A 19,878-nucleotide genomic window follows, 5' to 3' on the forward strand; every position below is an offset into this window, starting at 1 on the left:
ATTTTACGCTCTGTTGTCTATTATTACTGCTTCCAGATTCAGGTAATTCGCAATTTTTTTAATTGTTTCTGCATGATGCCCGACCCCCAAAGCGAAATGGTGCGTAGGCCCTTCTTTCATCCATCTTTGCAGAAACGTTCTCACGTCAGGTTTGAAAAATCCACGCGTATTTGTGTTGCCGGTAGGAGGTATGGGGCCCTCGACAGACTGTCCTTCGGCAATAACAAATTTGAATTTTCCATCAAAAGTAGAGTTGATACTCAGCATCGTAATAGGTCCTTCCTTGATTTTAAATTCAACGCCTGCGCCAAATCCGGGTTTCCCATGGTATTTTATAAGACTTCTTAAAACTGGTTTTCCTTCGGCAATCGCTACATTGTGCGGCCCGTCGTGACCGACCAGCACAAAGCCTTCTTTGAAATCCACCGGATGGAATTCGGCAAAGCTACCGCCTATGCCTAAACGTTCCATGATCAGCATCGCAAAACAGGTTTTCAGATCTGATTCACCACACATGGGAAATCCAGCGCCTGTCAAAAGCGAATTGCCCACGATCAGATTGGACATGACCGTTCTGGTTTCACTGTTTTCCGGTCCCTCATAATAATAGGCCAGTCCGTTGAGCTGTTTTGATTCAATGAATTTTTCAAGCGCAACAGTTACCCTGGCAGCAGTTTCCAGGTCAGAATCTCTCAATTTTTTGGAAATGGGATCTGACACGGGGTCTGGTGTATCAAAAAAATCAAGAATCCTTTCTTTCACCGGGTCAATCTGGCTGCTGTCTGCACTTTGATAAAACGAAACAATTTCATGTGCCTCACACTGTACAATGTGCGCGCCGAAATGTGCGGTAAGCATCGTAGAATCTGAATGCATATCCAGCATCGCCTCAATCGGGTGCCCGATGTGCCCGATCCGGGATGTTTTCAAATCATGCAAAACTGCCGCAATCCTGCAATATTCTTCAATCTCTGCATCTGCGGCCGGATCGTCGTACAAAGTTCCAATGATCATATCTGGTACTTTTTTTCCCATCCTGGCTGCCACACCGGCAAATTCGGGAAGGGAACAAATATCATCATTGTAAAGCTGCATGTAGGTGGATGCCTGGGAATAATCCATCGCTTTATCGGGCTGCAAAGCCACCAGTATAATAGGAACCTGCATATTTCTGATCACGACGCCAAAAGTATTGGAGGTTGCATAGGTGAGCATATCACAGAAAATCAGGTCAAGATTGGCCGCATTTAATTTAGGTACCAGTTCATAGGCCTTCTGCACATTGTCAACCAATCCGAAATCAATCACTTCTGCGTAAGAGCTGTTTTGTATCTTTTCAATAAAAACAGTCTGTTTGGAAAGCATATCATCCAGTAATCCTTCAAACTGACTCCAGTACTTATAGTATCCAACGCCGAATACACCAATTCTTGGCCGGGTCGGACTGCGTTTTTCAATGATAGGAGCGGCTGCGGTTTCCTTTTCGACGGACGGGGAATTTCCCATAAACGATCAAATTATGTTTGTAAATATTTTCTTAACGCACTAAGTTAAATTTTGCAAAATTTTTTATTTTTTTTTACTCTGTTCAAGCCGTTTCGGGTTGTAAAATATCTTTCTTTTCGCTGAACAAAGGCTTTATTTTTGGGATGAACAAAATGAAAAGTATAAAAGCCAGTGGATATAATAACCCTGATACTATCCACATAGGTTGGTAAGAATAATGTTGAATGATGCTTCCGATCAACGGATTAAGTATCAGGCTGGATAAAGCGCCGGCTGTCCCGGAAAGTCCTACGACGGTGGACGTAGCGCTCTGACCGAAAACGTCGGAGATGCTGGTTATATAGTTGGTGATCCAGCACCCATGGGCAAACATATAAAGGGCCATAAATGCCAGAGACATCTCCACTGTGGAGGCATATTCAGCAAAGGGAACTGCCAATGTTAAGCCTGCCGCAATACCCATAATGGTTTTTCTTGCTTTGTTAACCGTAAAATTTGATTTGATCAGTTTGTCAGAAAACAAACCTCCTAAAATATTGGATATGCCAAGAGCCAGAAATGGTATCCATAGCAGATTTCCGATTTTCTCGTAAGGCACATGGCGAACTTCGCTCAAATATTTGGGGATCCAGAACATCATAAAATACATAACGGGATCAAGAAGAAAACGGATCATAATAAAAACCCAGGTCTGCCGGAAGGATAGGAGTGCAAGAAATGAGGGGCCGTTCGGTGTTGCATTTCCTGGCTCCGCAGAAATTACTTTTTTCCAGGGAATTAAAAGCCAGATGAGTACCCAGGCCATGCCTGCCAGGCCGGGAATCACAAACCCTGCTCTCCATCCATAAATATTTGATATCCAGATGGTAAGCGGAGGCGCGATGACGGCTCCAATCGCTGATCCTCCTATCGCAATGCCATTTGCCAAACCTCTTTCTTTTTTATCAAACCAGTCAAATACTGTTTTTGCTGCTCCCGGAAAACAGGCCCCTTCACCCATGCCCAGAAAAAAACGGAAGGTAAGAAGCTGCGGAAGATTTGTCATCAAACCGTGAAAAGCATTGGCAACAGACCACATCCCGACGGCAAGTGCCAGTCCTTTTTTTGCTCCGGCTTTGTCAATCAGCCAGCCGCCCAGTGTAAACATTAATGCATAACTAAGCAGGAAACTGGTATTGACCCAGCCATACTGCACATCGCTGAAATGAAACTCTTTCTGTATTTTTATAATTGCAATCGATAGTACCTGACGGTCCAGAAAGCTCAGGCCCGTAGCCAGAAATACCATGAAAACAACAAACCAGCGGATAGAGTATTTTTTCATATAACTTAACGCACTAACTAATTTTATTTCAAAAATAAAACCAGAAAATACCAAATGCAAATTTTTGGATTAATTTATTGAAAATTAATATTAAACCGGGTTTGGTAAGTACTGAAAACCTGCAAAAAAGCCTGGTTCATTATTGATTTTACCTGCTTTGAAAGCTGGAATTGGAAAACCCAAGAATGTTTTCAAAACGTCAGAAGTGAGACGGGTAGAAACTAGCCTGTACCGAAGATATTTCTGATCCGCTGTCCGCCAGAAATTTACAGCGGTTTATATCGATAATCTGGATGGCGAAGCTCAGTATAAATATAATCTGGATCTGAATCACTGGTTTTATCCGCTCAGCCAGGCAAATCTGGATGCAAGTTCGGCTTTAAAACAGAATGTAGAGTGGGGTAGAACCTTTAATCCGTTAGAGTAGAATCAATTAAGTTTAAAAGTGGTGATATTAATTTTGTGAAATTGGTATCACCACTTTTAAATTTCAGTAGCGACTTGAAAGATCATACTTTACCAAAGAATAACTTATTTCTCAAACTTTTTCCAGTATGCGATTCCGGCCTTTTCTATTCCTTGTTTTAAGCATTTTTACCAGGCAAACTTTTGCTCAAAATGATTTCAGTACGCGTTATTTTAAAATACATATTGATAACAAGGGATGGATCACAAGCATGCAAAATATTACCAGGAGCACGGGTTGGCGTGAATTTAGCCCGGCAGACAAACCGTCTCCTTTGCTTTCACTTTACGATGGTAAAAAGCATAAATCTTATCTGCCTGCCGCAGCTGCTTTCGATAAAACAAAAAAGATTTTTACTCTGAAATATCCCAACGGCTCGGTAGCAAAAGTTTCGCTGTCCACTCATGAGAAATATTTTAAACTTACTTTACTTTCGCTTCAACCGCGCAATGGCGTTGACGGCATTCAATGGGGTGCTTATCATACCAATATCACCAACCTGTTTGGTGAAATTATCGGTGTTGCGCGTGATACCAGTGCTGCCGTGAACTATGCAATCGGAATGCTGGCGCTTAACGATAATACGCTTGGCGGCAACTCAGAAACCATTGCCGATGCTGCACCTTTTCAATACATTATTCATAGTCCCGATAAACAGCGTTTTCCACTTCCGTCTCATCTTCATGAAGGACAAATCTTTCCCATTGGTGGTGATGGAATTAATGATGTAGCCTTTTATGCGCACAAAGAACCTTATTACCGAATTTTATATGGCAATGCTGCCGAGATTGACGCAAAAGGCAGGATATCAATTACCTATAATTCCAGAGACAGGTCTCCAAAACGCGAGGTTTATTTCTCGCTGATACCCAACATGGCTGTCAATACGCCAAACCATTTGCAGGTTCAGCCTTTACCGGGCGTTGATTACATTGGTTCGTCTGTCGCACTTTGGGGAAGTCCGGACAGTACTGCATTGCTGGATGTTATGCAGAATATTGTATTATCAGAAGGTCTGCCTTATCCCGCGATCAACGGTAAATGGGTGAAAGACCCCTCTGCTTTTGTACCTGATGCCATGAGTGTCGGCGGTGTTTATGACAGCATTGTTCCCTATGCAAAACAACTGGGTTTTAAAGCGATCAGCTTGTATGATCAGGGTTTTATCAGACCTAACCGCGGCGATGAAGGGTATCTGGATGGCAAAAATTTCGAGAAGAAACTAATAAAAATGGGCTTAGGAGATAAATCTCACAAAGAATTTTCTGACTTGGCAGCGCAACATGGAATCATAATCGGACGCACCCCCATTACCACAGCATTGGCGCCAGGCACAAAAGATGCCAGCCCGGTTCCAGGTGATAGTCTTTGTTACCAACAAAAACGCCTGCTGGTGAAAAATATCGAACCCGGCGATACGATTATTCTGGTCGATGATCCCAAATACCTTGACGAAATAGCTAGCTGGGAAGGGCATTCCAAAAACCTGAATATGATTAAAATCGGTAAGGAGCTGATTTATTATATGGGCATTTCTGACAAAGCTCCTTACCGGCTGTTAAATGTAAAACGCGGCTACTGGAAAACGGCTGAGGTTAGCCATGCCGCCGGCGATACGATCTATAAACTTCAGGTCACGATCAATTATGGCTACGACGGACTGGTTCCAAATATCCAGTTGCAGGATAAAATAGCTGAATATTACGCAGCGGTGTGTAAAATAAACGGTCTTGCCTATTACGATTTTGATGGCCAGGAATTTCTTTTCAACAATGGACACGGGTATTATTCTGTCAAAAGATTTTTTCATAAAATGTTTGACAAAGCAAAGGAGCTCGGCGTCCCCTATATCCGTTTCACAGGCTCTACCTTGTCAGAAGGTTCCTGGCATTACCAGAGCATCTGGAATGTTGGAGGAGGAAACAATCTTTATGATGTTGAAACCAGGGAATGGGGAAGTGCCACCAGTCAGGGAAAGGACCTGAGAGACGTGACCTACGCCAACTTTTTTCCGGTTGGAATGGGCGGAAATTTTCCTATCAAAAAAGAGTCAACCGCAGCACAGTATGAGCATATCCAGGCCATCTCGGTCGGCATAGGGGCAACTTACAGTCTCCAGCTCAATCAAAAAGACGTTGAAAGCTGCCCTGAAAAACAAGCCATTTTCAAGGTGATCAGAACCTGGGAGAATGCCCGTGCGGCCAACGTTTTCCCTCGCTGGCTAAAAATAGAGCTTGTCAATCCTGCCAACCAGTTTCATTTGGAACAGCTAAACAGCGGTAGCTGGAAGCTTTATAAAACAGATCTGGATGGAAAAAATCCAAAACTATATTATACACTTATGGGCGATACCATAAATTCCAAAAGGAAATAAGCGCACTATTGAAAGTCTATGTTCAGCAATTTCGAAATCAGAACCTTATGCTAAAAAATCAACTCTTCGTTTGAAAGCGAAATGTCAGCTGCGGCAATATTTTCCTGCATGAGAAGTGTGACATTCTATTTCTCTTCCCAACGATTTTGTCAGCTGGGCATCAGCTTCATGGGCTTTCTAACTTACTTAAAAAAAATAACTTTTCATTGCGAAGCCATTTCCAATGGTTTTTGTCAATTCAACTGCTTGTGCAATACCCCCAATTTGGCAACAACTTAACACGATCTGGCAACATGAAGCGTGGTTATTTCCCGGAATTTTGCATCATCATTATAAAAAAACAGAAAAATGCAAAAAACGATTTTTATAACAGGGGCGTCGACAGGTTTGGGAAAAGCTGCTGCCAAATTATTTCAGAGTAAAGGCTGGAACGTAATTGCTACCATGCGAAGTCCTGAGAAAGAAACAGAGCTAAACCAATTGGAAAATATAACGATCCTGCCGCTTGATGTGACAAACCTTCAGCAGATTCAGAGCACATTTGAAAAAGCGATTTCCTTACATACCATTGACGTGGTTTTTAACAATGCAGGCTACGGGTTAATGGGAGCCATGGAAGCATTTGATGACGAACAGATTTTAAAACAGATCAATACCAATCTTTTGGGTGTCATCCGGGTTACCCATGCTTTCATTCCTTATTTCAGAGAAAAGAAAAGCGGGATGTTTATCAGCACCACTTCGATGGGTGGATTTTTGGGTTTTCCGTTACATTCCATTTATCATGCTACAAAATTTGGCATTGAGGGCTGGTCGGAAAGTATGTCATTTGAACTGGGTATTCATAATATTGGGATAAAAACCGTTGCTCCGGGTGGTATTGCCACTGATTTTTTATACAGGTCCCTTGATCGGAATCTTCACCCGGCCTATAAGAATCTGGAGGATAAGTTATTTGCGCTTACCGATAGCATGATGGAGGCCGCAGCAACTGCGGAAAAGATTGCAGAGGTTGTTTACGAGGCAGCTACCGATGGTAAAGACCAGATTCGTTATATTGCAGGAGAAGATGCGAAAGCAATGTATGCAAGACGTTTAGAGCTTGGAAGCGAAATGTCCAGAAAAGAAATCAGAAAGCAGATACTGGGATAATCCTAAAAGACAGACAGCTATATAAAACCAGCTGTCTGTCAAAAATTGAAAGACAAAATCTGAATGAATATCATCAATTCCATTTCCGAATTTCATCGCCTGGCGGGTTTATCTCAGCCCTTACATCCGCTTGTAAGCGTGGCCCGGGTTGCCGACATGCGTTTTACAAACAGCGAAGCCTGGCAACACTTTTCTTTAAATTTCTACTGTGTATCGCTGAAAAGAGATGTTACAGGAAAAGTAAAATACGGTCAGCAGTATTATGATTTTGACAAAGGGGTGATGACTTTTATTGCTCCAAAACAGGTCCAGATGCTCAGTACCACACACGAAGAAATGCTCGGACCGGAATCGTCAGCAGGTTATGCGCTGCTTTTTCACCCTGATTTTCTGTATAAACATGCACTGGCCACGACAATAAAAAATTATGGTTTTTTCTCCTACGCGGTTAATGAAGCGCTGCATCTTTCCGAAAAGGAAGAAAAAAACATGATTGAAATCTTTGAAAAAATAAGTGCGGAATATCAGCACATTGATCGACACACACAAGACATTATTCTTTCACAGATAGATCTGTTACTAAATTACAGCAACCGGTTTTATGAAAGACAGTTTATAACACGCAAAGCCGTAAATCATGATGTGCTCACCAGAATGGAGACACTTTTAAATGAATATTTTGATAAGGAAAAAAGCCTGGAAAAGGGACTTCCCACGGTTGAATCGCTGGCTTATGAACTACATTTGACACCACATTATTTAAGTGATCTGCTGCGTTCACTAACCGGCCAGAGCGCTCAGCAGCACATTCAGGAAAAATTGATAGAAAAAGCAAAACAGTATCTTTCTGTTACCAATCTTTCTGTGGCTGAAATTGCTTATCATCTGGGCTTTGAGCATCCTCAATCATTCAATAAACTCTTTAAAAAGAAAACAAATATTTCCCCGCTGGAATTTCGGCAAACATTCAACTGAGCATTGAAAAGGGACTGGCAGAATGTTAGGTGGTAAATCGCCACGACTGTCATAACACATGGTAAATCATAACTATTAGACCTTGCAGGCACTTGGAAATATATTCTTAATTATCGCTATAAATAAGAATGTAAATTTGTAGAAATCGATTAATTTCCTCTACCTTGTCGCTTCAATTTAATCTCACGTTTTTACCTTACCCTGATTAATTTCAATGGAGCAAAATATTATTGATGGCCTAAAATCTAAGAAGGACCAGATTTTAAAACAATGGCTTGAAGACCAGTCAAGTGCATCGGAGTATTCAAACAATTTCAATACACATGAAGAGCTGGAAAGCCAGTCTTCTGAGCTCGTTGACATTCTGTTAAATTCTATCAATGAAAATAATCTTAAAGATTATTCATCAAGCGATCTTGAACCTTTGACAGATTATGTATCAAGTTTAACCATTTCAAGGGCCAGACAAGGATTTTCTCCACGTGAGACGGCAACCTATATCTTTACCTTAAAGGATGCGTTGCTGAAAGCGCTGAATGACTTGATCTCAAACGATCCTTCCCAGCTTTATCAGCTTACGATCCTTATCAGCAAATTTGTTGATAATATCGGTATTCTAAGTTTTGAAACCTTTATTACCGGCAGAGAAGATGTTATTTCTCAGCAGTCCGATGAGATGGCAGAACTTTCAACACCGGTGATCCGTGTTTGGAATGGTATTTTGGCCATGCCAATCATTGGCACGCTTGATAGTGCACGCACACAGGTTGTAATGGAGAATCTTCTTCAGGGCATTGTTGATACCGGCAGCAGTATTGCCATTCTGGATATATCCGGTGTTCCCGCAGTCGATTCACTTGTTGCACAGCATTTGATCAAAACAGTCAATGCAACCCGTCTAATGGGTGCTGAGTGCATTATTAGTGGTATCAGACCTGAGATTGCACAGACTGTGGTGCATTTAGGAATTGATCTTTCTCAAATGATTACAAAGGCAACTTTGGAAAGCGCACTGAAATATGCGTTTAATACACTTCAGTTGGAGGTTAAGCGTGTTGAAAAAAAATCTAATTGATTGACAAGCAAATAACACTATGGAAAGAATCCCGATTCTAAAAATGGGGGAGTTTCTGCTTGTCACCATTCAAGTTGATTTATATGACCGCCTTGCATTAACACTCGAAGAAGATCTCATTCAAATGGTTTATAAAAACGCATCAAAAGGCGTTTTAATTGATATTTCTGCATTATCGATTGTTGATTCATTTATGGGTCGGATCATTGGAAATATAGCCGGAATGTCAAGCATTATGGATGCCGAAACTGTTGTCGTGGGCATGCAGCCTGCTGTTGCTATCACACTTATAGAACTTGGTCTTCCGTTGGCCGGAGTTCATACTGCCTTAAATGTAGAAAGAGGGATGGCATTGCTTGAATCACGGATGTCTGCACGTCCAGATGATACTTCGGACGGCGATGATGATTAAAGAAACCCTGGCTATCCAGCAGGAGCGTGACTTGGTTTATTGCCGTAACCGAGTCAAGGAAATAGCGGCTAAAATAGGTATGGGCATTGTTAACCAGACAAAGCTGATAACTGCGACCAGTGAAATCGCCCGCAATATGCTTACCTATGGTGGTGGCGGCATTGTTAAAATAGAAGTCGTTACAAGAGGAAAAATGGAGGGTGTTCAGCTCATTTTTGAAGATAAGGGGCCGGGCATTCCCGATATTCCCAAGGCGATGCAGGATGGCTTTACAACCGGCCGCACACTTGGGATGGGCCTTCCGGGAGCAAAAAGATTGGTAAATGAGTTTGCAATTCAAAGTTTAGTGGGTAAGGGAACGACTGTGAAAATTTTAAAATGGAAAAATGGATAATTATAAACAGCAGGTTTATAACCTTGCGGATCGTAGTTATCTTAATATTCTGAAAAAAGATATTCTTAGAATCGGGCAAGCCATGGGCCTTGCTGCCAAAAGGCTGGCCGAACTGGATCTAGTGGTATCGGAAATAGCAACCAATCTTTTAAAACATGCAGGTGGCGGTGAGATCATCGTCAGGGCTTTAATCGAGCCTAATAGCCGGGGTGTTGAAATTTTGAGTATTGACAAAGGTCCGGGTATGGCAGATCCGGCCAAAATGATGGAAGACGGCGTGTCGACAACCAAAACACTTGGACATGGACTTGGCTCTATAAAAAGGTTGTCGGATCAATTTCAGTTGTACTCGGTGAAAGGCTGGGGGACAATTCTTCTGTCCAGGGTTTTTGCTGAACCTGCGCCGGTTTTTCCTGTGTCAAAAATCGGTATTTACCCGATCATACTTAATAAACCAGGTGAGTCGGTTTGTGGAGATGCTTATGCTTTTAAGGCAAATCCTTATTTTGTCAAGGTGATTCTTGCCGATGGTTTAGGCCATGGTCCGCTGGCTCATTTGGCTTCTGAAAAAGCATGCGAAGTTTTCAGAAAATCTACTTTTAACAATCCAAGTGATATCATAAACGATATTCACCGGCAGGTTAAAGATACAAGAGGGCTGGTCGCGACAGTGGCTGTTTATGATGTTGTGAATAAGATCTGGAAAATCTGTGGTGTAGGTAATATTTCAACACGGCTTTGCAATGCGATAACGTCCCGAACGCATGTTCCTTATAATGGAATTCTGGGTTTGAATATTTCTTCCCGTATTGAATCGCAAACAATCTTGAATGAATCAGGCAGTTACATGGTTTTCTGTTCCGACGGTATATCATCGCGGTGGGAGACAGGAAAACACACTTCGGTATTCAAATATGATTTGTCGATTCTTGCCGCAGTAATCTATAAAGAGTACGCCAGGCATTCAGATGATATGTCCATTGTAGTTGTAAAAGTGAGCTAGCGCATGCAGGAAATTATAAATTTTAAACTGGAAAACGATCTCGACCTGGTTTTGGCTCATAAAAGATCCATGCAGCTGGCTGAAACCTGCGGTCTTGGACTTGTTGCCCAGACAAGTTTTGCAACAGCAGTTTCAGAGGTTGCAAGGCTGATGATTGAGCGAGGTGCCCTTTCAGCGATAAGCCTGTATGTGGGAAAATCCCAGAAGAACCATGGGATAATCCGTGCCAGCGTTAATAGTCCGACGTTGTTTGAGATAGATTTATCCAATGAAAAAATATTGTATGCCCAAAGACTGGTAAATAACTTTGTCCTTTCGGCGACAGAAATATCGATGGATCTTGATCTGCCGAAAAATTTATCTTTGACTGGTGTCTTTATAGAAAAATGCAAAACCCGCTTCAAAACGGCGTTGCCGATTTCCCCTTATGAAGAGGTAAAACGGAAAAATGCAGAGCTTCAGCAACTGGCAGATAATCTTGTGCAAAGCGAGAACCGCTATCAGCAGCTGACTAATGCTTTACCGCTGATGATGTTCATTCTTGCAAAAGATGGCCAGATGTTATACGCCAATGAATGGTTCCTTAATTTTACCGGCAAAAATCTGGAAAGCCTGACAAACACCAACTGGCTTACCTGGCTGAGTGTTCACCATGTTGAGGTGGATTTAATTAAACTTAGGGTGACACTTGAAAAAAGAATGCCTTTTCAACAGGAAGTGTTGCTGACTTCACTGGATGGGAATACCATCTGGCATTTATTATCCCTTACCCCTCAGGAAAATACATCAGGAAAAGGAATTATCCAATGGTTTGGATTTATTGTCAATATCCATGCACAAAAGGTGGTGGAAAAAACCCTTCGGGATAACCACGAACTGATTCAGATAAAACGGGCGATGGAACTTCGGGAAAAGCAGCTTGACCAGACCATTCTGGAATTAAACCGCAGCAACCAGGAACTTGACAGGTATGCCTATGTAGCTTCGCACGATTTACAGGAGCCCACACGTAAAATCATCTTGCTTTCGGATATGGTCATTGAGCGATATGCACTACGGGTACCGCCCGAAGCGAAAGATCTGCTTGTTCGGGTCAAGGGAGCTGCTGAAAGGATGCATTCTCTTGTGACAGATTTGTTGGCTTATTCAAGAATAAACTCTGGCAAGCTTCTTACCAGCAAAATCAGCCTTTCAGATATAATCAGAAACATTACAGAAAATCTCGAATATTCAATAGTAAAAACCAACGCCAGGATCAGGCTCAATGACTCTTATCTAATTTGTGGTAACGTTGTGCAGATGCAGCAGCTGTTTCAAAACCTTATTGGAAACGCGATTAAATTTACTGAAAAGGGCAAAGATCCTGATATTACTATAACTGCTGAGCCCTTGACAGACAAGCAGATAGAATCATTAGAGCTAGCGCAGGATCACTGGTTATCCATACAGGTTTCCGACAATGGTATTGGTTTTGACCAGATTTATGCTGAGCGGATCTTTGAAGTTTTTCAGCGGCTTCATTCCCGCAAAGAATTTGAAGGAACAGGCATCGGCTTATCCATCTGCAAAAAAATAGTGGAGCTCCATGGTGGAAAAATATCAGTGGTCAGCAATATCGGTCAGGGATCTTCATTCACTTTTTATCTTCCTTACGAGCCTTGATGTTGACAGATTATTATTGAATCTTACTTTTCGGTGAAAATTGAATTTAAGATCCGTGGGCTTTTATACCTTTTTTATTCCTAGTTTTCTGATTTTTGACACCAGCGTGGAGTACGGTAAATTAAGAAGTTCTGCCGCTCCTCCCGGACCGGCTAATTTTCCCTTTGCTACTTTCAGGGCCTTGGTGATATGGTCAATATCGTTTTCTTCCATCGTCCTGATTCTGTCGTCAGCTGTTTTATGAGCAGTATCAAGAGATTGATTTTTAGGTAATTCTACCGATTTGACCGTTTCCTCCTGAGCCAGTAAAACACTTCGTTGTATAAAATGTTCAAGCTCTCGGACATTGCCAGGCCAGTTATACTGCATAAGGTCTGCCATGGCTTTTTCAGAGAATGACTTGACGTTTCTTCCGAGCTCTTTGTTGAAATGGTTCAGGTAAAACCTCACAAGCAAGGGTATGTCATCTTTACGTTCCCGTAACGCAGGCACGGTGATGGGAAAGACATTTAACCGATAAAAAAGATCCATCCTGAACCGACCCTTTTCCACCTCGGTTTCCAGGTTCTTATTTGTTGCAGCCACCACACGGGCATTGATTTTAATGCTGGTTTTACCGCCTATCCGGTCAATTTCTTTTTCTTGCAGCACGCGCAACAGTTTGATTTGCAGATCTGGGGTCATCTCTCCGATCTCGTCAAGAAAGATGGTTCCGCCTGATGCTTGTTCAAATTTACCGATCCGCCTTTCATAGGCTCCTGTAAATGCTCCCTTCTCATGGCCGAACAGTTCTGAGTCGATCAGAGAAGCCGGCAGCGCGGCGCAGTTTATTTTAACAAGCGGTTTTGATTTTCTTGAAGACAAACTGTGGATGCAGTCCACAACCCGTTCTTTCCCTGTGCCGCTTTCTCCCACAATCAGTACGGAAGTGTCGGTGGGTGCAACAATGCGGATCATATCCAGAGTGTGCTGCAATTTTATACTTTTTCCGACAATCCCCGGCAGCAGCTCGGATGGCGAAAACAGCTCCTGAGATACGATCTGTTTTCGTACAGCCAGTTTTTGTTTCTGCTCGTGTAGATAGGCGGCGATATCAAGAGTAACGAGTACATCTTTCTCACGGAAAGGTTTTACCAAAAAACCATAGGGCTCGGTCTTTTTGGCCTGTGATAGAATTTCCTGATTTGAATTGGCGGACAAATAAACAAAGGCAATATTGCGCTCACAAAGCCAGTAAGCCAGCTCAATGCCCGTTTGCGGACCTTTTAAAAATATATCGATGAGAACCAGATCAGGCCGGTTTTTCTCTGCAATGCAAATCGCTTCTTTGACCGACATGGCAATTTCAAGCACGATATAACCAGCTTTTGCCAGAATCCTTTGAAGATTGCTGGCCTCAACATAATTATCTTCAACGATCAGGATTGTTTTATTCATATCATTGTTGGAGCGCCTGAACAAAGAAAAAATATGAAAAGTGATAAATCAAATACGGCAATGACTTAGTATTCAGGAAATTTCATAAATTTATTTGCCGAATTTATCCTTTATCAGCCAAATTTGCAATCTATCAATATATAAAGATTTCGGTAGTGTCGCAGTCGAAGAAATCCAGAAGTTACAAGTAAAGTATCCGTTGCGGAGTGCAGTGAAAACATTTTTGCAAAAATATTTTTGATCATACACGACTTAGTTGACGTGAATGGTTAATTCCTGATTTCAGAACCCTAATTTCTGCTCTAATGATTCGAATTTTAAAGAATAAATTCAGGCTCATTACTTTTGCCTGGTTGTGTCTGCTGATTACACAAAGCATGGCTGCAAACGGACAGGTACTTAAAAATGCGCCTGTGGATTATTACAGCACGGACATGAAACGGGTACTGGCGTTGGAGACAGGATATTATATCAATGCAGTATCACAGGGCCAAATTGACACAGATAGTGCCATGATTATGGCTTGCGAAATGTTCGGGCTCAGCCGGCTTCTTCCTTATAATGAAGGATATATCAGCGCCGGTGGCCCTCAGGCTGATGCCCTTATCAATGCCGGCAAGATCGGGCGGGCAAAAAATCTTCTTAAAATAAAAACAGGAGAGGAAAAACTTAGGCTGCTTTTTGATCTGGCAAATTATTATCTGTTTAAACCCGGCGCAGCGAAAAATGATCTTGACAGCGCAGGCGTATATATGGATGAGGTTGAAAAAATTACTGCCGGAAATGAATTTAAAAACTGGCGTAACGAATGTCTTAGACTAAAAGGAAAATTTTATTACCAGACCGGGAATATCACTGAAAGCCAGAAATATTTTGGGCAGCTTGTAAAATCTTGCAGGGAATCAAAGGATGCCCAGGCCCTGGCAAAGGCGCTGGCAGATCAGGGTATTGGCCTTCCTTTTAATTCGCCCGATAAACTTCAAATATATCAGCAGGCGCTGTCCATATGCCAAAAACATAAGCTAAAAATTCAGGAGCTGCAACTTACAGCAAGGATCGTAACGATATATTTTGTCGCAGACCTGAACGCAGCGGAAAAGGGGCTTTTAAACTTTCTGAAACTCGGACAAGAACTTGGATTCCGGCACCTGCAATATACCCATAATGTGCTGGCTTATGTATACCTGCAAAAGACCGAGTATTTAAAGGCCATGGATCATGCCCGGTTATCGATCAGGTATATGCAGCAGACCGGCGACAAGGTTCTTCAAAGTTTATATTACATGCGGGTGGGTGATGTTTTCGTCAGATTGGACCGGATGAAAGATGCCATGAATTGGTTTCAGAAATCAACGCAGGGGGCGCTTACTAAAAACACACAGGTTTTCTGGTACAAAAGCTTTCTCGCCCAAACCAAACTTTTAATTTACGAGAATCGGGCTGCTCAGGCAGAGACTTTAATTAATAAAATTACCGGATCTTTTCCGCCAGCGACCATATTTGACCAGCTGCAACTGGCGTTTGTCAAAGCAGAATGTTATGCCGCACTCGGCCGCATCCCTGAGGCAGAAAAACAGTACGGTATTTTCCTCTCTATCGCTGACCACTTTCCTGCTGAGCACATTCACCAGGAGTTTCCCAATGTCTATATCCATCTTTCCCGCTTTTATTTTAACCAAAAAAAATACAGGGAGTCCAGGCTTTTTGCTCAGAAATGCTTTGACATGACAACCAAACGTCATTCAATTGGAAACCTTTCTTTAAGCCATCTGATGTTTTTCAGGTTGGATTCAGTTGAGGGAAATTATCAATCTGCCATAAGAAATTATCAGACCTATAAAACACTGGCCGATTCTTTGAACAACATACATCAAAAGGAAAAATATGATCAGCTGCTGGTTGAGTACCAAACCGTGAAAAAGGATCAGCATATTAGTAAATTAAAGCAAAACGGTATGATGCAGGATGCAAGGCTTCGTCAATCGGATTTTGAGAAAAAACTGACTTTGGCCGGGATTTCTATCCTGCTTATTTTTTCAGGCGTATTGTTTCAACAGTTCCGCGCCAAACAAAAGAGTAACCTCAGGCTGGAAAAACAGCGGGTGCAGATCAGTCAGAAAAACCAGGCGTTGCAGGAGCTTGTGGAAGAAAAGGAATGGCTTTTGAAAGAAGTCCACCATCGGGTTAAAAACAACCTGCATACAATTGTGAGTTTGCTTGAACACCAGTCGGATTTTCTTACCAGCGATGCACTGGCAGCCATACGGGACAGTCAGCACCGGGTATTTTCCATGTCTTTGATCCACCAGAAACTTTATCTGAGCGAAAATGTAACCACGATAAGGTTTGCAGAATATGTTGGCGAGCTGACCGCCTATCTTGCCGAAAGCTTTAAAACGCAGCACCGGATTATGTTTGATGTGAAAGTCGATCCGATTGACCTGGATGTGGGAATAGCAATTCCGCTTGGCCTGATTTTAAATGAAGCGGTAACCAACGCAATTAAATATGCTTTTGCGGACGCTGCCGGAAAAATAGAAATTAAGGGCTCCAAAACAAATGATCATTACCGCCTTATGGTATCAGATAACGGATGCGGACTGCCTGATGGTTTTGATGAAACTAAAAGCGACTCACTGGGATTTAAACTGATGCGGGGATTAAGTAAAGAAATCGATGCAGAATTTTTCGTTTCTTCCGGCAAGGGAACCAGAATCATTATAGCTCTTAGTCCTGAAACCGTTGATTCCATGTGTTAATGCCTGATTAATTTTTCTTAACGGTTCGGCTGCGGCATTTCATTAACTGCTATTTAAATAACGATAAGATTATAACCAATTGTTTATATTTCAACAAAATAACTTAATTGGTTTTAGTTCAATGATTTGATAATGAGATAATTAAGCTTTGGTATACATATTGAATAATAATAGATATAATTCAATATCCTTATCCCGCATAATTATCAAGATCATGGAAAGTCTATGCACGTATCCAACCCGATTTGAAGTCAGCAAAATAAAACCCGCAATAAATGACTGTGGCAGTCTTCCGTATTTGTTTAAAGCAGAATACGTTCAGAGTGACAGCCGAAATTCGGCACAGATTAGGGAAGGACCGAATTTTTTTGAAGCGATCTTTTTCATTGAAGGCTCAGGAATTATCAGAACGGGTCCGAACGTGTATGAAATTAAAAATAATACCATTTACCGTCTGGCCAGCGGACAGCGTTACATACTGACGTCGGAAGGACATTATCGGGGTTACAGAATTTGTTTTTCACGGGAGTTTCTTTACATGACAGGCACGGAAACCACCCGGTTATTTTTGGACGAAAACTGCGCTCCGGCCAATGTATCCTATTCTTTAACTGTCAGTGCGGTTGCAAAGCCGCAAATTGAAGAGGTACTGCAAGCGATGGTGAAAGAAAATACAAATAATTTTCAGCCCAGATCACAGGTGCTGATAGGGCTGCTCAGAATATTTCTGATCTATTTCGTCAGATTAGTCAGGGAAAATAAGTCGCCGGTTTTACCTGGCGCAGAATACGATTTTTTTCAGCGATTTACAGATTTGGTAAAAGAACATTTTACTTTAAAACGAACGGTAGCCCAGTACGCCGCCGATCTTCATGTTACGCAAAACGCGATGAATGCAATTGTCAAAAAAGCTTCCGGTTTTAATGCAAGTCATCATATACACCAGCACATTGTGAATGAGGCCAAACAGCTGGCCATGAATCCTAATTTGAGTATGAAGCAAATAGCTTACCGACTAGGTTTTTCGGACATTGGTCATTTCAGTAAGTTTTTTAAAAACAAAAGCGGTATGAGCTTTACTGATTTTAAAATGAATCATTCTTTCAATCTGATGCCTGCTGTCAAGGCAGTCACAGTAACCAACCTGCGGCCGGAAAGCGGGAATGAAACAAAATTATGCTTTCAGGCAGATTTTCTAGAAAGCGGCAACCGGGCTTTTATAAAAACACAGACCACGCCTAAAAGATCAAAACAATTTGAAATTGTCTGGATCAAAAGCGGAGCAGGAAACTTTATGCTGGACTTTCGCCGGCATGAGATAAAGGAAAATATGCTGTACTGTCTTTTTCCAGGTCAAATGTATGATTTTAATCCCGCGCCTGGTATTTCTGGTTACCGCATATGCTTTTCCGGAGATTTTTTTTGCCATTACAAGGAACAATCATATCTCCCTTTTGCAGTGGATTATCAGTGCCGGGATAATAATGAGCAGATCATGCAGGTGGATAAGGAAATTGAATATGAAATTGAAGGCATTGTCCGAAGCATGATCAGAGAACATGCTAACGATTTTGCGTTCAAATCGGAGATTCTTAAAGGATTGCTAAAAATTTTCATAGCCTATTTTTCAAGAAGGTTCCAGGAAAACCAGGTCAGCGATGCCGGTAGTAATGATATTCGTTTTTTCCGAACTTTCATGGATTTGCTTGACTGCAATTATTTAACCAAAAAAGCGGTAACTGATTATGCAGAAGCGCTTTCTGTTTCGCCCAATTATTTAAGTGAGGTGATCAAAAAGGTGTCAGGCCATTCTGCGAGTTATCATATACAAAAGCGCCTGATACTGGAAGCCAGGCGTGCTGCCGTTTATTCCCAAGCCTCGATGAAGGAGATTGCTTATGGATTGGGATTTTTGGATCCCGCGCAGTTCAGCAAGTTTTTCAAAACAAAAACAGGCGTTAATTTCTCGACTTATAAAAAAGAACTTACACCTTTTTGTCATGACGATGGGTAAATTGTGTTGGCGTATGTGAATAACCGTTCATTATAAAATTTTTCTTACCAGTAAACACAGACAAGCAAAACGTGTATTTTGACATTTCCCAGGCAGCTGTCTGCGGATAACTTTGTATATAAATCTGATATCAGAATATTTAGTTAACCGCTAGAATATATTTTAAATCCTCAATCCATTGTAAACCCATAAAGCGATATGTATGATTTATTAGGCAGAAGCAGGCTCCTAGGATAATATACTTTAAATCAAGTATTTAACTCTTGGTATGTATATGGTATATAGTGATTAGTGTACTCGAAAAATAATCTTTCCATAATTTTAACTTTACGTTTATGAATACTGAGAACATTCTACCTGTTTTGACTGATTACGCATCAGACCCCAATCTTTCGGCGGCCGTAAAAGCGTTTTTGAAACCATTGAACTCCGGCGGACCGGGGCTGGAAACGCTGGGAGTTGAAGCGGCCCGCAATGTGCTTGTAGGTGCGCAGGCAGCTTCCAGTGTTGATCTTTCCGGCATCACCGAGTCGGAAAAAATCATCTCGCAGGATGGATTTTCTTTGACTTTGAACATCGTACGGCCTGAGGGTGCCGAAGGACTTTTACCTGTATTTATGTTTATTCACGGCGGAGGCTGGGTACTGGGAGATTATCCGACGCATCAGCGCATGGTACGGGATCTGTCCGTGCTTTCGGGATTCGCAGGCGTTTTTGTCAATTATTCGCGTGCCCCCGAAGTTAAGTATCCCCAGCCTGTTTATGAGGTTTATGCCGCTGCTAAATGGCTGTCTGAAAACGGGGAGCAAATCGGAGTGGATGGAAGTAAACTTGCGATTGTCGGAAACAGCGCAGGCGGGAATCTGGCTACGGCCACAACACTTCTTGCCAAAGAAAAAGGCGGTCCGGAGTTTAGGGTACAAGTTCTTTTCTGGCCGGTAACCAATGCTGATTTTCAAACAGAATCATACCTGCTGTATGGAAAACAGCGGTTTTTGACATCGCCGCTGATGCAGTGGATGTGGGACCAGTATGTAGAACCCGAAAAAAGGCAGGAAATATATGCCTCGCCTCTTCAGGCTACTGTTGAGCAGTTGAAAGGGCTGCCTCCGGCATTGATACAGGTAGCTGAAAATGATATTTTAAGAGATGAAGGAGAGGCTTACGGCCGAAAATTGGGAGAGGCAGGTGTGACGGTAACGACTGTCCGCTACAATGATGTTATTCATGATTTTGGGCTGCTGAACGGTCTTTCCGAAATACCTCAGACCAAGGCGTTGTTTGTGCAGGCGGCTCAGGAATTAAAAAAATATCTCCTGTAAAAT

General features: G+C 42.0%; 14 protein-coding genes. 11 read left to right on the forward strand and 3 right to left on the reverse strand.

Going from position 1 to position 19,878, the window contains the following annotated elements; all coding sequences use genetic code 11:
* Positions 1–3: 3 nt before the first annotated feature.
* Together IEE83_RS07180 and IEE83_RS07185 are read right to left on the reverse strand one after the other, a co-directional pair.
* The gene (locus IEE83_RS07180) at positions 4–1,506 is read right to left on the reverse strand and encodes an L-fucose/L-arabinose isomerase family protein (RefSeq protein ID WP_194119930.1); all 1,503 of its coding nucleotides are present in this window, start codon (positions 1,504–1,506) and stop codon (positions 4–6) included.
* 82 nt (positions 1,507–1,588) lie between these two features.
* Positions 1,589–2,830, reverse strand: a complete 1,242-nt coding sequence (locus IEE83_RS07185; RefSeq protein WP_194119931.1) for an MFS transporter — start codon at positions 2,828–2,830, stop codon at positions 1,589–1,591.
* Between the two features lie 554 nt (positions 2,831–3,384).
* On the opposite strand from IEE83_RS07185, the gene IEE83_RS07190 reads away from it, so the two are divergent.
* The 8 genes from IEE83_RS07190 to IEE83_RS07225 all read left to right on the forward strand — a co-directional run bounded on the left by IEE83_RS07190 (position 3,385) and on the right by IEE83_RS07225 (position 12,343).
* The gene (locus IEE83_RS07190) at positions 3,385–5,670 is read left to right on the forward strand and encodes a hypothetical protein (RefSeq protein ID WP_194119932.1); all 2,286 of its coding nucleotides are present in this window, start codon (positions 3,385–3,387) and stop codon (positions 5,668–5,670) included.
* A gap of 348 nt (positions 5,671–6,018) precedes the next feature.
* A complete protein-coding gene (locus IEE83_RS07195; protein ID WP_194119933.1) occupies positions 6,019–6,822 on the forward strand; it encodes an SDR family oxidoreductase in 804 nt (267 codons plus the stop codon).
* A 63-nt stretch (positions 6,823–6,885) separates the two neighbouring features.
* The gene (locus IEE83_RS07200; RefSeq protein WP_194119934.1) at positions 6,886–7,797 is read left to right on the forward strand and encodes a helix-turn-helix domain-containing protein; all 912 of its coding nucleotides are present in this window, start codon (positions 6,886–6,888) and stop codon (positions 7,795–7,797) included.
* Positions 7,798–8,011: 214 nt separating this feature from the next.
* Positions 8,012–8,872 (forward strand): STAS domain-containing protein, encoded by an 861-nt coding sequence (locus IEE83_RS07205; protein WP_194119935.1) that lies wholly within the window; start codon positions 8,012–8,014, stop codon positions 8,870–8,872.
* A 43-nt stretch (positions 8,873–8,915) separates the two neighbouring features.
* A complete protein-coding gene (locus IEE83_RS07210) occupies positions 8,916–9,284 on the forward strand; it encodes an STAS domain-containing protein (RefSeq protein WP_438821029.1) in 369 nt (122 codons plus the stop codon).
* Positions 9,277–9,678, forward strand: a complete 402-nt coding sequence (locus tag IEE83_RS07215) for an anti-sigma regulatory factor (RefSeq protein ID WP_228102005.1) — start codon at positions 9,277–9,279, stop codon at positions 9,676–9,678. Before IEE83_RS07210 ends, IEE83_RS07215 begins: the two co-directional genes overlap by 8 nt.
* Complete coding sequence (locus IEE83_RS07220) at positions 9,671–10,681, forward strand: ATP-binding SpoIIE family protein phosphatase (RefSeq protein ID WP_194119938.1); 1,011 nt, start codon at positions 9,671–9,673, stop codon at positions 10,679–10,681. Before IEE83_RS07215 ends, IEE83_RS07220 begins: the two co-directional genes overlap by 8 nt.
* Positions 10,682–10,684: 3 nt before the next feature.
* Positions 10,685–12,343 carry an ATP-binding protein gene (locus IEE83_RS07225; RefSeq protein WP_194119939.1) on the forward strand — a complete coding sequence of 553 codons (1,659 nt, stop codon included), beginning with the start codon at positions 10,685–10,687 and terminating at the stop codon, positions 12,341–12,343.
* A gap of 63 nt (positions 12,344–12,406) precedes the next feature.
* On the opposite strand, the gene IEE83_RS07230 is transcribed toward IEE83_RS07225, so the two are convergent.
* Positions 12,407–13,780 carry a sigma-54-dependent transcriptional regulator gene (locus IEE83_RS07230; RefSeq protein ID WP_194119940.1) on the reverse strand — a complete coding sequence of 458 codons (1,374 nt, stop codon included), beginning with the start codon at positions 13,778–13,780 and terminating at the stop codon, positions 12,407–12,409.
* Positions 13,781–14,085: 305 nt separating this feature from the next.
* Here IEE83_RS07230 and IEE83_RS07235 point away from each other — a divergent pair, with 305 nt between their 5' ends.
* From IEE83_RS07235 to IEE83_RS07245, 3 genes are all read left to right on the forward strand, one after another.
* Positions 14,086–16,539, forward strand: a complete 2,454-nt coding sequence (locus tag IEE83_RS07235) for a tetratricopeptide repeat-containing sensor histidine kinase (RefSeq protein WP_194119941.1) — start codon at positions 14,086–14,088, stop codon at positions 16,537–16,539.
* A 214-nt stretch (positions 16,540–16,753) separates the two neighbouring features.
* Positions 16,754–18,553 (forward strand): helix-turn-helix domain-containing protein, encoded by a 1,800-nt coding sequence (locus IEE83_RS07240; protein WP_194119942.1) that lies wholly within the window; start codon positions 16,754–16,756, stop codon positions 18,551–18,553.
* Between the two features lie 335 nt (positions 18,554–18,888).
* Positions 18,889–19,875, forward strand: a complete 987-nt coding sequence (locus IEE83_RS07245; protein WP_194119943.1) for an alpha/beta hydrolase — start codon at positions 18,889–18,891, stop codon at positions 19,873–19,875.
* Positions 19,876–19,878: the final 3 nt, after the last annotated feature.

This window comes from Dyadobacter subterraneus (assembly GCF_015221875.1).
Taxonomy (GTDB): Bacteria; Bacteroidota; Bacteroidia; order Cytophagales; family Spirosomataceae; genus Dyadobacter; species Dyadobacter subterraneus.

Excerpts from the sequence above, each read along its gene's own strand:
- IEE83_RS07185 (WP_194119931.1), bottom strand. The coding sequence starts at position 2,830 with ATGAAAAAATACTCTATCCGCTGGTTTGTTGTTTTCATGGTATTTCTG.
- IEE83_RS07190 (WP_194119932.1), top strand. The coding sequence starts at position 3,385 with ATGCGATTCCGGCCTTTTCTATTCCTTGTTTTAAGCATTTTTACCAGG.
- IEE83_RS07200 (WP_194119934.1), top strand. The coding sequence starts at position 6,886 with ATGAATATCATCAATTCCATTTCCGAATTTCATCGCCTGGCGGGTTTA.
- IEE83_RS07235 (WP_194119941.1), top strand. The coding sequence starts at position 14,086 with ATGATTCGAATTTTAAAGAATAAATTCAGGCTCATTACTTTTGCCTGG.
- IEE83_RS07215 (WP_228102005.1), top strand. The coding sequence starts at position 9,277 with ATGATTAAAGAAACCCTGGCTATCCAGCAGGAGCGTGACTTGGTTTAT.
- IEE83_RS07220 (WP_194119938.1), top strand. The coding sequence starts at position 9,671 with ATGGATAATTATAAACAGCAGGTTTATAACCTTGCGGATCGTAGTTAT.
- IEE83_RS07205 (WP_194119935.1), top strand. The coding sequence starts at position 8,012 with ATGGAGCAAAATATTATTGATGGCCTAAAATCTAAGAAGGACCAGATT.
- IEE83_RS07230 (WP_194119940.1), bottom strand. The coding sequence starts at position 13,780 with ATGAATAAAACAATCCTGATCGTTGAAGATAATTATGTTGAGGCCAGC.
- IEE83_RS07225 (WP_194119939.1), top strand. The coding sequence starts at position 10,685 with ATGCAGGAAATTATAAATTTTAAACTGGAAAACGATCTCGACCTGGTT.
- IEE83_RS07245 (WP_194119943.1), top strand. The coding sequence starts at position 18,889 with ATGAATACTGAGAACATTCTACCTGTTTTGACTGATTACGCATCAGAC.
- IEE83_RS07210 (WP_438821029.1), top strand. The coding sequence starts at position 8,916 with ATGGGGGAGTTTCTGCTTGTCACCATTCAAGTTGATTTATATGACCGC.
- IEE83_RS07195 (WP_194119933.1), top strand. The coding sequence starts at position 6,019 with ATGCAAAAAACGATTTTTATAACAGGGGCGTCGACAGGTTTGGGAAAA.
- IEE83_RS07240 (WP_194119942.1), top strand. The coding sequence starts at position 16,754 with ATGGAAAGTCTATGCACGTATCCAACCCGATTTGAAGTCAGCAAAATA.
- IEE83_RS07180 (WP_194119930.1), bottom strand. The coding sequence starts at position 1,506 with ATGGGAAATTCCCCGTCCGTCGAAAAGGAAACCGCAGCCGCTCCTATC.